Below are 15,033 nucleotides of genomic sequence, written 5' to 3'. Positions count from 1 at the left end.
GCCATGATTGAACCCAGTATGAAGTATTTCCCGCGAGGCCGGGCCTTGCTCACGGCCGCTCTGGCCACGCTGCTGCTGGGCGCCTGTGGCGCCCGGGCCGAGCAGGTCGGCGCCGTGGACACGGTGTTCAAGTTCATAGGCCCGGACCACAAGATCGTGGTCGATGCCTATGACGACCCCAAGGTGGCTGGCGTGACCTGCTATGTCTCGCGTGCCAAGACCGGCGGCATCAAGGGCGGGCTGGGCCTGGCCGAGGACCGTGCCGAGGCATCGATCACCTGCCACCAGACCGGCGCCATCCAGATCCCCGCGCCGCTCAGGCAGCAGGAAGAGGTGTTCAGCGAACGCATCTCCCTGCTGTTCAAGCGCCTGCGCGTGGTGCGCATGGTCGATGCGCAGCGCAACACCCTGGTCTACATGACCTATTCGGACCGCGTGATCGAAGGCTCGCCGCAGAACAGCGTCACGGCCGTGCCCGTGCCGCGCAGCACGCCCATCCCGTTGGGCAAGTAGCGTGCACGGCGCGCATCGGCCCCATCCGGCCAGGGCCTCTGGCGCCCGTCTCAATACTCTGCCTTCTCCTGCAGGCAAGCACTGAGCGTTTCCGGACCCTTGTCCGCAGCCCGGGCAAGCTCGCGCATCCACTTGCGCCAGATGATCTCCGGCTTGTCCGCAGGAACGGAAATCTCTTCGTGAGGTCCACCGATGGAACGAGGCACGTGGGATGCCACCAAAGGCAGGTCCTGGGTCAGCACGATGGACTGCAGCGCCAGATGCTCCTGGTCCGGTGACGCATCGTTCGTGTGGCACGTGAACCAATAGCTGCGGCAGTTTTCCGCGTCGATCGGAGTCGGATGCATGAAGATCTGCGTTGACCGGGTCTCGGACCACTTGAAGAACAGCACCACGGTGAACGGCATGATCAAGTGGTAGGCGCCCGGGCCAAGCATCACCGACTCGGGACCCGAGGGCGGCCCGTAGGTCGCGTCGCCAGGATTGAAGGCGAGGAATGTATCGACATTGAACTCCAGGCGTCCCTCGAGCTGCGTGATCGGGTAGGGCTTGAAGCGCGTGTGCGGCGGGCCGCCGAGCGTTCCCTGGTGACCGAAGGCGAAGTGGGTCACATCGATGAAGTTCGCGACCCGGCGGCCCGATGAGCAAGGCCAGAGATAGGGTTCGCCAGGGATGCAGGTCATCTCGGGGTCATCCCACGCGGGAAAATGCGGAATCGAGGTATCCGCTCCGGGCTTCAGGCGGACCCAGATCAAGTCGTACTTGACCTGGCAGTCATAGCCCTGCAGTTTTGCACGTGCGGGAATCGGATCGCCTTCGCCCAGCGACGGGATGTCCACGCACTTGCCTTTCGAGTCGAAGCACCATCCGTGATAGCGGCAACGCAGGTTGTCCCCTTCGATCCAGCCCATCCCCAGCGAGGCGCCGCGATGCGGGCACTTGTCGTCGAAGGCCTGGATCTGCCCGCCCATTTCGGCCACAACGATGCGCTGGCCCAGCAAAACGGTGGACATCGGCCCCTTGCCGCTATGAGTGTGGCCGCGGAACTCCTTGACAGTCGCGACGGGGTGCCAGAAATATTTCCATGACTCTGCCGTGGTGCCGAGGTCGTAACTCGTTGCCGGGCTGTCGCTGGACTGCAGCGTTCGGTACTGCGGCGGCTGAACAGGTGTGCCGGGCTGGATGTTGTCCGAGGAGCCCAACCATTCCGGGCGGTGATAGGGCAGTTTGTCGCTGAGCCAGTTTTGGGCCATGGTGGTCTCCTGCAAGGGGCTTGGGCCTTGCTTTTCAGTAAAGATCAACTTCGATGTCGTCGCGGTAGATCACGATGCATTGCGTGGGACAGCTTCTGGCCGCCTTCTTCAGCACGTCCAGGGGCACCTCGTCGGCACGCCGCATCACTCCCGCGAAACCGTCGTTCAACAGTTCAAATGCCTGCGGAGCCAGGTTTACGCACATCTTCGAGCCACAGCAGGTGGCCTGGTCCAGTTCAACTCTCAAGGTGCTCATCTGTCGTGTCCTTCGCCAGGTTGCTGGTTGCAAAGTTATGCCGATTGCGACCATCGGCGGCGCCACGCAGCCGCTCGACGAAGCGCGACAGCGCCGGGTGGTCCAGATAGGCGATGTTCAGGCGTATCCAGGCACGATCGCCGGACCGGCAGGAGAAGGCCGATCCGGCTTTCACGGCGAGACCGCTGGCGCTTGCGGCCTCGCTGATCCGTGCCTCGTCGGCTGCGCCCACCCCATCCGGCGAAGGCAATACGGCCGAAATGAAAATGCCACCCGTCGGCTGCGCCAAAGGCCTCATGCCCAGCCTGTGCAGGCGCTCCGTCCCCGAGGTCAGGCAAGTGCCGATCCGGGCCTGAAGCCGCGCCACCATTCGCCGGTACTCGCTCGAACCCAGAATCTGGCAAACAATCCGCTCCTCCAGTCGCGTGCCTGCGAAGCCCGTCGCGACTTTGCTGTCCACCAGCTTCGAGATCAGCGTCGGCGACGCAAAGATGAAGCCCACCCGCAGCAGCGGAGACAGCGTCGTCGTCGTGCTGTCCACCCGTACAACCCGCTTCAACCCATCCATTGCCGCCAGACAAGGCTGCCCCGGTTCGCCCATTGCACGGTACATGTCGCTTTCCACGACAAGCAGATCGAAGCGTTCGGCCAATGCCAGCAGGCGGTGCAACTGCAAGGGGGAAAGCGTGGTGCCCAGCGGGTTCTGGTAAACCGTCTGGATGAACAGCAGCCTGGGCGTGGCACGCAGGCAATCCGCACAAAGCGCATCAATATCCAGTCCCTCGGCGCCTCGATGCACGGGCACCGGAATGCAGCCATGCCGAAGAATCAAGGCCCGCAAAGTGGGGCTGCCGGGATCTTCCATGCCCACACGATCGCCTGGCCGACACAGCGTGCGCAGCAACAGGTCCCAGGCATGCGTCGCGCCGGCGGTCACCATGACCTGGTGCTCGTCGACGGCGACCAGGCTGGCTCCCAGCCGCTGGGCCATGAGGCGCCTCAACTCGGGCAGGCCCAACGGATTGCCCGCGCTCAGCAGCCGATCCGGATGCACCCGCAGCGCCCGGCGGGCAGCATCCTGTATCCAGCCATCGCCATACCAATCGGATGGCAGGTGGCTGCCCGACACAGGAATCCCGGCCTGTGGCGCGACGCGTCCCGGTGAATACGCCCGGAGCAGGCAGCCGTGTTCCAGGCCTGCGGCACTCCCGTGCGACGCACCGGTCTTGTGCAGACGCGACACGAAATAGCCGGCGCCGCGCCTTGCATAAAGCAGGCCAGAGGCGACCAGCCGCTCATTTGCCTCCAGCACCGTGAACGTGCTGACCTGCAGCCTTCTTGCAAGACAACGCACCGAGGGGATCTTCTCACCGGGCCTCAGGATGCCCGCGTCGATCGAGCGTTCGACGGACTCCACGATCTGCGAAACCAGGCTTGCAGGCGCGGCGCGGTCAACGCGGATGGCACCCGGCCATATCGACCGATCACATTCGATGACATCATGGGACATATTCTTCTCGCTGTGGACCAACAATGGGAATACATTCAATTCAAGACATGCCGCAAAAGCGGCACAAGCAAGATTGAATATCTCCTCACCTTGAAAAAATATCCAGGCAAAGATACATATTGATCAATGCAAACCATTCTAGGCAACAAAACTCAAGACCCGAAACCTTCTAAACCAATTGCAAAGCAAATCAACCAATGAATGAAGCACCATCAACGAAAGTTGATAATAAATTCCGTGCAAACCCTCTTCTCTGAAAATAGGGCGTGCCATGCACATTTACGCGCGGATAGCTGTCGTACGCAATACTCTGTGCATCTCATGTCGGTCCGGCCGCACTGTCTTTCTCCAGGCGGCTCCAGAACTTGAAAATAACCTTTTCTCTTTCACACCTGGGGGGCAGGAAAAATGAGAAGCTCTCAACTCTCGGCAGACCCTGAATTGCTGCACATCGTGGCGATGAGCGCGAATGATGGCATTTGGGACTGGAATATCGTCGATTCAACCGTGTATTACTCAAGCCGTTGGCTGGAACTCGTAGGAGAGCATGCCGAGGCCGGTCCGTCGCATATCAATACATTTCTCAGCCGCCTGCATGACCAGGACCGGCCTCGAGTCATCGACTCGATCGACGCCTACCTCAATGGGCGCGCCGAAGAATACCGGGTCGAGTTCCGTCTCAAGCACCACGACGGCGGCTGGCGCTGGATACTTTCCCGTGGAGCCGTCCTGCGGGATGCGCAAGGCCGGGCGGTCCGTCTGGCGGGGACTCACACCGACATCACGGACCGGGTCCTGAATGCAGAGCGGCTCGAGGCTCTGGTCGCCCAGCGAACGCGTGAATTGGAGGCAGCGAGGGATCGTGCGCAATCCAATGCGGCCGCGACGGCCAAATTCCTGGCCTCGACAAGCCATGACATCAGTCAGCCCCTGCAGGCCGCCGTGCTGCTGATCGGCACACTGCGCCAGGAGGTGCATACCTTTGCCGGCCACGAGATGCTGCAGGCAGTCGAGCATTCGATGCAGGCCTGCATGGAACTGCTGGAGAGCCTGCTGGAGTTCAGCCGCCTCGACGCCGGGGCGCTGCGCCCGCACATTGCCGCAGTCCATGCGGGAGAGGTCATCGCCGCGGTGGCCACGCAATTGCAGGCGCAGGCCCTGCGCCGGGGCATACAACTGCGTGTCGTCCCCAATCGCCAGCTTGTCTCCACCGATCCCCGGTTGCTCGGGCGCATATTGCGCAATCTTGTCTCCAACGCGTTGAAGTACACGTCGAGCGGCAAGGTGCTCATCGGCTGCAGGCGCAAGGGCACGCGCCTGCGAATCGAGGTCTGGGATACAGGCCGCGGCATTCCCGCCAATCAGCTCAAGCAGATCTTTCGCGAGTTCGTGCGCTTGCCCGATGGCCGCGACTCCTTCTCGCCCGGACTGGGACTCGGGCTTGCAATCGTGCGACGCCTCGCAAAACTGCTGGGACACACCGTAACGGTGAGATCGACACCAGGGCGCGGATCGGTGTTTTCCATCGAGGTACAAGTGGTCGACAAGTCCGGGAGAGGCAAAGCCTCGGCCAGGAGCGAAGCGAGGCCGCGCCTGCCCGCCTTGCTGCCGCCACGGCGTGTAGCGCTGCTGGAGGACGACCCGGACATCGCCGACGGGCTTGCGCGGACGCTGCAGGCCTGCGGCTGGCAGGTCTGGCATGGAACCACACTGCCCGAACTGCTGCAGCGGCTCGGCGACGTCATTCCGGAGTTGGTGATTGCGGACTGGCATATCAACGGGCCTATGGATGGCTTCGACGCCTACGACGAGCTCGAGCGCCGGTTCGGCCCCCTGCCCGGCCTGATGCTGACCGGCCACTACGATGCGTCCGAGTTGGCAACGAGGAATGGCGCGCGCCGCAAGGTGCTCTTCAAGCCCGTCATGCCGGCGGCACTGCACGCCGTGCTGCACAGCCTGTCGGCGTCAGGGCAGGGTTCGGAAACGCCGGGCCCTTGACAGCAGGCCAGCATTTTCTGCCGCGCGCAGCAATTGCACGCGATTGACCACGCCAAAGCGGCGCATGATTGCGGCCACATGGGCCTTGACCGTTCCCTCGCTCACGGACAGATCGAAGGCGATGCGCTTGTTTGGGTGCCCCTGCACAAGCAGATCGAAGACTTGCTGCTGACGTGGCGACAGGCTTAGCTGCGGCGCGATTTCGTCCTGGCCAGGAGGCTGCGCAAGCAGGTGCCGCGGCAGGAAAACGCCTCCAGCGCATACCACTCGAACGGCATCCTGAAGCATCTCGGCCGGCGCCCCCTTGTGAACATAGCCTGACGCGCCGTTCGCCAGGCAGCCATAGACGTCGTCCTGCTCGGCAGATGCGGACAGCACCAGGATCGGGGTTTTGCGCAGGCGCTCGCGAAGAATCTGAAGCCCGACGGGCCCGTTCATCCCAGGCATGTTCAGATCGATCACGGCGATGTCTGCGTCGGGATGCGCCTCGATGAGCGAGACAAGGGAGGGAAAGTCACAGGCCGCATGGATCTGCGCGCCCCCCGTCAATGCGTCCAGCGTCAGCTCCAGGCCGACGCGGAAGATGACGTGATCGTCGGCAACCAGAATCTTCATGGGGGTATTTGTACGTAGCGTCCCATGGTGCCGCACTCACCCCGCTCTGCCAAGCGGTAGTGGCCCTAGAGCGTGCCATGCACTTTTACATGCCCGCGAAGGCCGGCCAGCTACAACAAAGGAAGGTCTGCGGACGCGGCCCGGCGCACGACGAAAGGCCGCAATTTCGCGAATTGCCGGGGAGCATTCACTGCAATGGCTCCGACAGTCAGGCCATTTTCCACAAACGCGCCGACAAAGGGCCGTTGCTGCGGCGATCCGAGCAGATGGACCAGATCTGCCGACACCGTCCGTCCGATCGACTGGATTCTGCAACCGTACTGGTCTGACCAGAAATACGGCGCAGTTTCAAAGGCCTGATGGCCCTCTTTTCCTGCCAGCAGGTTCAGTGCGGCAAGACGCCCCTGGTCGCCGGCTGTCGTCCATTGCTCGCCGCGCACGCGCTCGCCAAGCCAAGTGTTGACGCACGATGCGACATCGCCCGCCGCATAAACGCCCTCGCAGCCGGTCCAGAGAAACTCGTCGCACAGCAAGCCGTTGCCGACAGACAATCCGGATCCGGCAAGCCACTCGACGTTGGGCACTGCGCCTATGCCCACGACTACCACGTCCGCCGGCAGCGTTGCGCCGTCCGTCAGCTCCACGCCGATGACTCGTTCATGACCGAGGATGCGGGAGACCTCGACGCCACAGCGCAGCACCGATCCGTGCTCGCCGTGCAGTTGGCCGAGCGCCATGCCCAGGCCTTCTCCGAAAACCCGCCGCAGGGGGCTTGCAGCAGCTTCCAGCACCGTCACCTCGACACCGAGTGCCCTGGCGCTGGCCGCAACCTCGGCGCCGATAAATCCGGCCCCCATTACGACCAGTTGCATGCCGGGCTGAAGCGCAGCTTTCAGCGCCAGAGAGTCCTCGATCGAGCGAATGACGAAGACGCCCCGCTTTTGCATCCCGCTCTCCAGTCGGCGGGCCCGCGCGCCGCAGGCGATGATCAGGCCGTCATATTGCAAATGGCCTTTTGCGCCATGCGGTCCTTTTGCGTGCATCACTCGCCGGGCGACGGGATCCAGCCCCGTTGCGGCCGAGCCAAGAATCAGTTCTATGCCCTGCCCGTCGTACCAGGCCTGGGGGTGATAGGACAGCGCCGCCGCGCCCACATCGCCCTTGAGCAGTTCCTTGGACAGCGGTGGACGGTCGTACGGCAAATGCGCCTCCGCGCCCAGCATGACCAGCCCGCCATCGAAGCCCTGCTTGCGCAGGGTTTCCGCCGCGCGCAATCCCGCCAGGCTCGCACCCACGATCACGATGCGCTTCTTGCCCATGGTCACGCACCGATGAAAGCGTTCAGGCTCTGCATGGACGAGGCGGCGGCCATTTCCGCCCCCAGGCCCCTTGCCGCGAATTGATGCCATCGCCAAGTGGGCCGGCTGGCCACCGTGGCCACGATGTCCTGGAACGTCAGGCGCGGGGCATGCGCCGGCTTGCGGGCGTGATGGGACAAGATGGTTCTCCTTCTGGGCCTGCTGCGGCATGTCGTTGGGGCCGAATCCCTGGAGGGAGCAACTGCAGGACCGGGGCGACAGGTCCGCGCGAATGCCGGCCCAGAGGCTCGTGCGCCCACTGTGGCACAGCGCAGACCGTGCGAACATGCACAGTTGACGGCCTATCCCGACCACACGTGCCGGAGCATTCCCCCAGACAGTCGGCCCGGATCGTCTGGCGCACAGGCCGGGCTCCTTCCGGTGGATGCGGCAGTCGCCACCCACCCCATCCGGTTCCCCCTCGGACTCATGTTTCGCACCGAGGTCACGAACGGGTTCTGGGAGTGGATCCCTGCCCCTCCAAGAGGCGCAACCACCATGGCTTTTATGCAGCGCCTCGGGCCTGCCGCACATGGCAGGCCTGCACAAAGGCCGCCAGCGCCGGCGAGCGGCGCTTGCCCGCCCGCTGCACCAGCGAGAAATCCCGCCACATGCGCGGCAGCGTGGTCGGCAGCACGGCCAGTTCTCCCGAGGCGACCAGGGCCTGCACCAGCACGCGCGACAGGCAGCTGATGCCCAGGCCCTGGGCCACGCAGCGCGCTATCGCCTCGGAGCTGCCCAGCGTGGCGGCGGCCGGCAACTGGTGCAGATGCGGCAGCAGCGCATGCTCGACCATCTCGCGCGTGCCCGAGCCGGGCTCGCGCAGCAGCCAGCGCGCACCACGCAAGGCGGCCACGCCCAGCGGGCGCTGGCCCGCGTCCTGCACCAGCGGGTCCTGCGCCGCGGCCACGATGACCAGTTCGTCACGCATCCAGGGCTCGACCTCCAGCCCGGGCCAGTGGCTGGTGCCCTCGATCAGGCCCAGGTCCACGTCCAGCGATTCCACGGCCTGGCCCACCTCGCGCGTGTTGGCGATCTGCAGGTCCACGCTCAGGTGCGGATGGCTGCGCGCCAGGTGCGCGAGCACGGCCGGCAGCGCATAGGTGCCTATGGTGGTGCTGGCTGCCACGCGCAGTCGCACGGGCAGGCTGGCGGCCCGCACCGAAAACGCCTGCTCTATGCCCCTGGCCTGCTCCAGCAGCGCCAGCGCCTCGGGCAACAGGGCCCGCCCGGCATCGTTGAGCGCCAGCCGCCGGCCCACGCGCTCGAACAGCTGGGCGCCCATGGCCTGCTCCAGCTGCTGCAGCGCGGCGCTGGTGGCCGACTGCGACAGTGCCACGGCATCGGCCGCAGCCACGGTGGAGCCCGCCTGGGCGACGGCGCAGAAGATTTCGAGTTGGCGCAGGGTGAGGTGCAGCATCGCGTGCAGTCTGAACGAGGCATCAACCTGTTTTCCCGGTTGGTGCTACAAAAACTATTCGTTATACGAATATAGCCAAGAAATCTAAAGTGCCTCCCATGCACCGCGCTCCTGACGCGGCGCGCAGGCACCATGAACACCACATCCCTCCCACGCCCCTCCCATCCGTCCGGCTGGCTTCGCCAGTTGACCGAGCTTGCGCCCGGCCTGCTGCTGGCCGGCGCCATTGCCGCGGCCGCCACCTGGGGCGCGCGCCAGCCCCTGCTGGCCGGCTCGGGCCTGAGCGCGCTGACGCTGGCCATCTGCATCGGCCTGGTCATCGGCAACACCGTCTATCCGCGCCTGGCGCCCGGCTGCCATGCCGGCGTGGGCCTGGCCAAGCAGCGCCTGCTGCGTGCGGGCATCGTGCTCTACGGCCTGCGGCTGACCTTCCAGGACATAGGCCATGTGGGCATGGCCGGCGTGGTGGTCGATGCCCTGGTGCTGGGCAGCACCTTTTTGCTGGCGCAGTGGCTGGGCCGCCGCGTCTTCGGGCTGGATGCGCGCACCACCGTGCTGATCGGCGCGGGCAGCTCCATCTGCGGCGCGGCTGCCGTGCTGGCCACCGAACCCGTGATCAAGGGCCGCGCCGAAGACGTGGCCGTGGCCGTGGCCACCGTCGTGGTCTTCGGCACCGTGGGAACCTTCCTCTATCCCGCACTGTTCCACTGGAACGCCGCCCACGGCTGGCTGGACATGTCGCCCGCCCAGTACGGCCTGTACGTGGGCTCCACCGTGCACGAGGTGGCCCAGGTCGTGGCCGCCGGCGAAGCCATTGCCCCCGAAGCCGCCGACGTGGCCGTGATCTCCAAGATGGTGCGCGTGATGATGCTGGCCCCCTTCCTGCTGCTGCTGTCCATGGCGGTGGCGCGCGGCAACCGCAGCAGCCAGGTGAGCGACGGCCAGCCGCGCCGCATCACCATTCCCTGGTTCGCGCTGGGCTTCGTCGCCATGGCCGGCGTGAACTCGCTGGGCGTGCTGCCTGCCGCCGTGGTGCAGGTGGGCGTGCAGCTGGACAACGCCCTGCTGGCCGTGGCCATGGCGGCCCTGGGCCTGACCACCCATGTCCGCGCCGTGCGTGCCGCAGGCACGAAGCCCCTGCTGCTGGCCGCCTTGCTGTTCGCATGGCTGCTGGTGGCGGGCCTGCTCTTCAACCGCTGGGTGCCCGGCCTGCTCTGAAGCCGTCCGCATCCATCGACCGGCCCTGCGAAGCATCGTCTTGCAGGGCCTTTTTCATGGACTGCCTGCCTTTCGAAACAAGGGAATACCCTTGGTATAAATGCAGGCACAATTAATTTGCAATGCAAATTAATTGAACTACAAAGATAATCGGGGAATGTCCTTTGCCTCTGCCCCTCCCCGCGCCCGCCTCGGCTTTCTCATGGTCACCCTGGTACGCCAGTGGCGCCGCCAGGTCGAGGAGCAACTGCTGGCCGACGGCCTCACCGATGCCACCTGGGCGCCGCTGATCCACCTGCGCGCCTGGGGCGACGGCGTCACGCAAAAGGAACTGGCCGAGCGCGTGGGCCTGGACGGCTCCAGCCTGGTGCGCCTGCTCGACATTCTTGAGGGCCACGGCTGGGTGGAGCGCCGCGCCGACCCTGGCGACCGGCGCAGCAAGCGCATCTTCCTGACCGATGAAGGCAACCGCGCCGTGGACCGCGTGCGCGCCACCATGCTGCAGGCCGAGCTGGCCATGCTGCAGGACCTGGACGATGCCGAGGTCGAGGCCATGCTGTCCGGCATGGCCAAGATCCAGGCGCGCATGGCCGCGCTGCGTACCGAGGGCACGCCATGAGCGCCCTCCACGATGCCTATGGCCGCCTGCTGCAGGCCTCGGCCCGCTGGGGCTTCGACCCCGTGCGCCTGCGCCAGCACCTGCGCACGGCCTTTGCTGCCTGCCTGGCTCTGCTGGCTGCCTGGCAGCTGGGGCTGGAGCATCCGCAGTGGGCCGCCATGGCCACCTGGGCCGCGTCCCAGCCGCTGCGCGGGCAACTGCTAGAGAAAAGCTTTTTCCGGGTCGCAGGCACCGTGGCCGGCACGGCCGTGGGCGTGGGCCTGGTGCTGCTGGCCCAGGGAAACCTGCTGTGGCTGGTGCTGGGCCTGGCCGTGTGGCTGGGCCTGTGCGCGGGCGTGGGCAATCTGCAGCGCAGCTTCGTGGCCTACGGCACCATGCTGGCCGGCTATTCGGCAGCCATGGTGGCGCTACTGGACTTCGCCCATCCCGAACAGGTCTTCGCGCTGGGCTGGGACCGGCTGTTCACGGCGCTGACCGGCGTGTTCGCAGCCCTGCTCGTGGGCTGGCTGTTCACGCCCAAGGGCAGCGGCATTCCCGGCAATGCCGAGGTGCGCCAGCTGTTCGCGCAACTCCTGCGCGATCTGGCCGGCAGCCTGCAGGCGCGCGGCCGTGCGTCCCTGGGCTCGCAGGAGATCGCCGCCCGCCTGCTGGCCATGGCCGTGATCGAGGAGGGGCTGGACCCGCACGCCGCAGGATCGCAGCGCTCGCGCGAGGCCGTGCACGCGCTGCGCCGGCTCATGAATGCCCAGATCTCGGCCCTGCTGTGGCTGCGCGATGCCCCGTCGCAGGAGCCCCCTTCGGCCTTTGGCGAGGCGCAGGCCATGGCCGCCGCGCAGGCACTGCGCGAAGCCGCCCTGGCACTGGAGACGCGCGTGCAGTTGCACGAGGCCGCGGCGGCCCTGGTGCGCGCACGCGAGGCGGCCATGGCCTGGCCCGGCGCAGCCGACATGCTGGCCCCGATGGGCTTTGCGCTGCAGGCCCACCTGGCCGCCACCCATGACGTGACCCTGCCGCCCGGCCACCGCGCGCGCCAATGGCCGGTGGTGCTGCACAGCGACTGGCTGGGCGCACGCCGCGCCATGCTGCGCGCCAGCGCGGCCATCGCCATCGTGGGCCTGCTGTGGGTGGCCACGGGCTGGAGCGGCGGCGCCTACATGCTGCTGGGCATGTCCATCATGCTGACCGTGTTCTCGGGCTTCGAGAACCCTTCGGCCACCATGCGCCATGTGACCCTGGGCCAGGCCCTGGGCGTGCTGGTGGCCCTGGCCTGCCAGTGGCTGGTCTGGCCGTTCGCCAGCAGCCAGGCGGGCATGGTCTGGCTGATGCTGCCCTTCGTCTTCGTGGGTGCGCTGCTGTTTTCCCACCAGCGCACCATGCTGTCGGGCTACGACTGCAACATGGTGCTGCTGCTCCTGCTGCAGCCCCACTTTCCGCAGACGGCCAGCTTCGGCCATGCGCTGGCCCTGGGGCTGGCCGTGGTGTCCGGGCCGCTGGCCGGCTGGGCCGCCTACCGCTTCATCCTGCCGGTCACGCTGCAGGGGCGGCTGCAGGGCCTGCGCTCCATGATGGTCCACGAGCTGCAGGACATGGCCGCCACGCCCGGCCATGCGCGCGATGGCCGCATCTGGCGCGCACGCCTGTACCACCGGCTGCTGCGCCTGGTGCGCATGTCGGAGCAGGCCGCAGGGCAACTGGGCGCGCAGGCGGCCGAGTGCGGCCTGGCCGCCCTGCATGTGGGCCGCGCCATCCAGGCGCTGCACCAGCTGTCCGAGGAAGCTGCGCTTGGCGACGGCACGGCCCGCGCCGTGCGCGCCGCGCTGCTGCGCCTGCAGCGGCTGCAGCAGTCGCCCGGCCAGTGCCCGCCGCTTTTGCACGCTCTGGCGCAGCGCGTGGCGGAACGCCATCCCGGCCAGGCCCGCCAGCTGCGCCAGGCAGCGCATGAGATCGCGCAGCACGAAGCCTTCTTCCGCAACGCCGGCTGAATCGCCGGCCCATGCCAGAATGGCCGAGTCCCAGGCTGGCAGCGCCCCACGCTCCCTGTCCCCCTGTTGCGAGGAAAGCATCCATGTCGTGGAGCGACACCACCATCCACTCACAGCGCCTGGCGCTGCGCCCCTTCACTGCCGCCGATGCCGATGAGGCCTTTGCCTGCATCACGCCCACGCTGACGCGCTACCTGTCCTTCGAGCCGGCGTCGACGCCTGCCGAGTTCGAAGCGGTCTGGCGTGGATGGCTGCGGGAGATCGCGGCCGGCACGGACTTCAACTTCACGCTGCGCGAGCGCACGTCAGGCCGCTTCACCGGCTTGCTGGGCCTGCACCGCGCACGCGATGCCGAACCCGAACTGGGCATCTGGATACGCGAGGACGCGCATGGCCGGGGCTACGGCCGCGAAGCCGTGGCCGCGCTGGCCGCATGGGCCGTGGAGACCTTCGCCCCGCAGTCCTTCAGCTACCCGGTCGCCGAGGCCAACACGGCCAGCCGGCGCATCGCCGAAGGATTGGGCGGGATCGTCGTGGAGCAGCAGCAGCGGCCCAAGTACGCGTCCGTCGTCTACCGGCTACCCGCGCGCAAGCCGCACCCATGAAAAACGGCCCCTTTCAGGGGCCGTTCATCGTTCAACCGGCCATGATCACACGGCGGCAATGGACACGGCCTTGGAGACCAGGTAGGCCTCCAGCGCCTCGGGGCCGCCTTCGGAGCCGTAGCCCGAGTCCTTGATGCCGCCGAACGGCATCTCGGCCGAGGCCACGGCCGGCTGGTTGATCCACAGCATGCCGGCCTCGACCTGCTGGGCCAGCTGGTGGGCCGTCTTGATGGAGCGTGTGAACGCATAGGCAGCCAGGCCGTAGGACAGGCGGTTGGCCTCGGCGATGGCATCGCCCAGATCGTCAAAGCCGCGGATGGCGGCCACGGGGCCGAAGGGCTCCTGGTTGAAAATTTCGGCGCTCAACGGCACGTCGCCCAGCACCGTGGGTGCGAAGAAGTTGCCCGCGCCACCCAGCGAGGCACCGCCCGTGAGCAGCTTGGCGCCCTGCTTTTGCGCATCCTCGATCAGATGGGACAAGGCCGTGACGCGGCGCGGATTGGCCAGCGGGCCCATTTGCGTGCCCTGCACCAGGCCATCGCCGACCTTGAGGCCTTCGGCATGCGCGACCATGGCGCGCGTGAATTCCTCGCGCACGCTGTTGTGCACCAGAAAGCGCGTGGGCGAGATGCAGACCTGGCCCGCGTTGCGGAACTTGGACGCGCCTGCGGCCTTCACGGCCAGGGCCACGTCGGCATCCTCGGCCACGATGACCGGCGCGTGGCCGCCCAGCTCCATGGTCGAGCGCTTCATATGCTGGCCGGCCAGCGCCGCCAGTTGCTTGCCCACTGCGGTGGAGCCGGTGAACGTGACCTTGCGGATCACGGGATGGGCGATCAGGTAGGAGGAAATCTGGGCCGGATCACCGAACACCAGGCCCACCACGCCGGCCGGCACGCCGGCATCGACGAAGCACTTGAACAGGGCGGCGGGTGCGGCCGGGGTTTCCTCGGGCGCCTTGCACAGGAAGGAGCAGCCCGTGGCCAGCGCCGCGCCGATCTTGCGCACGATCTGGTTGACGGGGAAGTTCCAGGGCGTGAAGGCGGCCACGGGGCCCACGGGCTCCTTGATCACCAGCTGCTGTACCTCGGGGCGGCGCGAGGGCACGATGCGGCCGTACACGCGCAGCGCCTCGTCGGCAAACCATTCGATGATGCCCACGCCGGCCAGGATCTCGCCCTTGGCCTCGGCCACGGGCTTGCCCTGCTCCTGTGTCAGGAGCGCGGCGATCTCGTCGGCGCGCTCCTTGAGCAGGGCGGCGGCACGGCGCATGGCGGCGCCACGCTCATGGGCGGAGACATTGCGCCAGACCTCGAAGCCGCGCTGCGCGGCGGCCAGCGCACGGTCCAGGTCGGCCACGTCGGCATGGGCCACATGGCCGATGACTTCTCCGCTGGCCGGGTTGCGCACGGGAATCTTCCTGCCGCTGGCGGCGTCCTGCCATTGGCCGTCGATCAGGAGTTGGGTGTCGGAGTAGGAGTGGCTCATGCTGGATCAGGTCCTTGGTGGATGGCGGTGGGCACGCGCGCAGGCAGGCCGGCGCAAAAGAAAACGGAGCGAGAGCGGGGCAAGGCAGGCGCGGTCATGCGGTGTCCGCGCCCGGCTGCCGCTGCAGCGCAGCGACCATTCTAGGAAGGGCCGGACGGCCCTGCGGTCATTGGGCTGTCACGCACACAACACCTAAAA

General features: G+C 66.6%; 14 protein-coding genes. 6 read left to right on the top strand and 8 right to left on the bottom strand.

Features of this window, described 5'->3' with window-relative positions; genetic code table 11:
• Positions 1–3 precede the first annotated feature (3 nt).
• Complete coding sequence (locus tag ACFPFG_RS23345) at positions 4–513, top strand: CreA family protein (protein WP_232245716.1); 510 nt, start codon at positions 4–6, stop codon at positions 511–513.
• Positions 514–563: 50 nt separating this feature from the next.
• Here the strand turns inward: ACFPFG_RS23345 and ACFPFG_RS23340 are convergent, their stop codons facing one another.
• From ACFPFG_RS23340 to ACFPFG_RS23330, 3 genes are read right to left on the bottom strand one after another with little or no spacing between them, the layout of a single operon-like run.
• Positions 564–1,766 carry a Rieske 2Fe-2S domain-containing protein gene (locus ACFPFG_RS23340; protein ID WP_380108459.1) on the bottom strand — a complete coding sequence of 401 codons (1,203 nt, stop codon included), beginning with the start codon at positions 1,764–1,766 and terminating at the stop codon, positions 564–566.
• Positions 1,767–1,800: 34 nt separating this feature from the next.
• Positions 1,801–2,022: a ferredoxin gene (locus ACFPFG_RS23335; RefSeq protein WP_183019583.1), complete on the bottom strand. Its 222-nt coding sequence runs from the start codon at positions 2,020–2,022 to the stop codon at positions 1,801–1,803.
• Positions 2,003–3,532, bottom strand: a complete 1,530-nt coding sequence (locus ACFPFG_RS23330; RefSeq protein WP_312374243.1) for an aminotransferase-like domain-containing protein — start codon at positions 3,530–3,532, stop codon at positions 2,003–2,005. The genes ACFPFG_RS23335 and ACFPFG_RS23330 overlap by 20 nt, the downstream gene beginning before the upstream one ends.
• A 408-nt stretch (positions 3,533–3,940) precedes the next feature.
• Between ACFPFG_RS23330 and ACFPFG_RS23325 the strand changes: the two genes are divergently transcribed.
• On the top strand, positions 3,941–5,530 hold the full coding sequence (locus ACFPFG_RS23325; protein WP_183019585.1) for an ATP-binding response regulator: 1,590 nt from the start codon (positions 3,941–3,943) through the stop codon (positions 5,528–5,530).
• Here ACFPFG_RS23325 and ACFPFG_RS23320 read toward each other — a convergent pair.
• From ACFPFG_RS23320 to ACFPFG_RS23305, 4 genes are all read right to left on the bottom strand, one after another.
• Positions 5,498–6,145, bottom strand: coding sequence for a response regulator (locus tag ACFPFG_RS23320; RefSeq protein WP_183019586.1), 648 nt, complete (start codon positions 6,143–6,145; stop codon positions 5,498–5,500). The two genes, ACFPFG_RS23325 and ACFPFG_RS23320, sit on opposite strands and share 33 nt — an antisense overlap.
• Positions 6,146–6,255: 110 nt before the next feature.
• Complete coding sequence (locus ACFPFG_RS23315) at positions 6,256–7,464, bottom strand: NAD(P)/FAD-dependent oxidoreductase (RefSeq protein WP_380108456.1); 1,209 nt, start codon at positions 7,462–7,464, stop codon at positions 6,256–6,258.
• Between the two features lie 2 nt (positions 7,465–7,466).
• Complete coding sequence (locus ACFPFG_RS23310) at positions 7,467–7,643, bottom strand: hypothetical protein (protein WP_183019588.1); 177 nt, start codon at positions 7,641–7,643, stop codon at positions 7,467–7,469.
• Between the two features lie 365 nt (positions 7,644–8,008).
• Positions 8,009–8,923: a LysR family transcriptional regulator gene (locus tag ACFPFG_RS23305; protein WP_183019589.1), complete on the bottom strand. Its 915-nt coding sequence runs from the start codon at positions 8,921–8,923 to the stop codon at positions 8,009–8,011.
• A 132-nt stretch (positions 8,924–9,055) separates the two neighbouring features.
• On the opposite strand from ACFPFG_RS23305, the gene ACFPFG_RS23300 reads away from it, so the two are divergent.
• From ACFPFG_RS23300 to ACFPFG_RS23285, 4 genes are all read left to right on the top strand, one after another.
• Positions 9,056–10,141: a YeiH family protein gene (locus tag ACFPFG_RS23300; RefSeq protein ID WP_063328362.1), complete on the top strand. Its 1,086-nt coding sequence runs from the start codon at positions 9,056–9,058 to the stop codon at positions 10,139–10,141.
• Positions 10,142–10,298: 157 nt separating this feature from the next.
• Positions 10,299–10,760 carry a MarR family winged helix-turn-helix transcriptional regulator gene (locus tag ACFPFG_RS23295; protein ID WP_183019590.1) on the top strand — a complete coding sequence of 154 codons (462 nt, stop codon included), beginning with the start codon at positions 10,299–10,301 and terminating at the stop codon, positions 10,758–10,760.
• On the top strand, positions 10,757–12,742 hold the full coding sequence (locus tag ACFPFG_RS23290) for an FUSC family protein (protein WP_380108453.1): 1,986 nt from the start codon (positions 10,757–10,759) through the stop codon (positions 12,740–12,742). The genes ACFPFG_RS23295 and ACFPFG_RS23290 overlap by 4 nt, the downstream gene beginning before the upstream one ends.
• Before the next feature lie 83 nt (positions 12,743–12,825).
• A complete protein-coding gene (locus ACFPFG_RS23285) occupies positions 12,826–13,347 on the top strand; it encodes a GNAT family N-acetyltransferase (protein WP_312374276.1) in 522 nt (173 codons plus the stop codon).
• 45 nt (positions 13,348–13,392) lie between these two features.
• On the opposite strand, the gene ACFPFG_RS23280 is transcribed toward ACFPFG_RS23285, so the two are convergent.
• On the bottom strand, positions 13,393–14,835 hold the full coding sequence (locus tag ACFPFG_RS23280) for an NAD-dependent succinate-semialdehyde dehydrogenase (RefSeq protein ID WP_183019593.1): 1,443 nt from the start codon (positions 14,833–14,835) through the stop codon (positions 13,393–13,395).
• Between the last annotated feature and the right edge of the window lie 198 nt (positions 14,836–15,033).

The organism is Delftia deserti, assembly GCF_042653485.1.
In the GTDB taxonomy this organism is placed as follows: Bacteria; Pseudomonadota; Gammaproteobacteria; order Burkholderiales; family Burkholderiaceae_C; genus Comamonas; species Comamonas acidovorans.
This window is presented reverse-complemented; position numbering and strand designations above follow the sequence as displayed.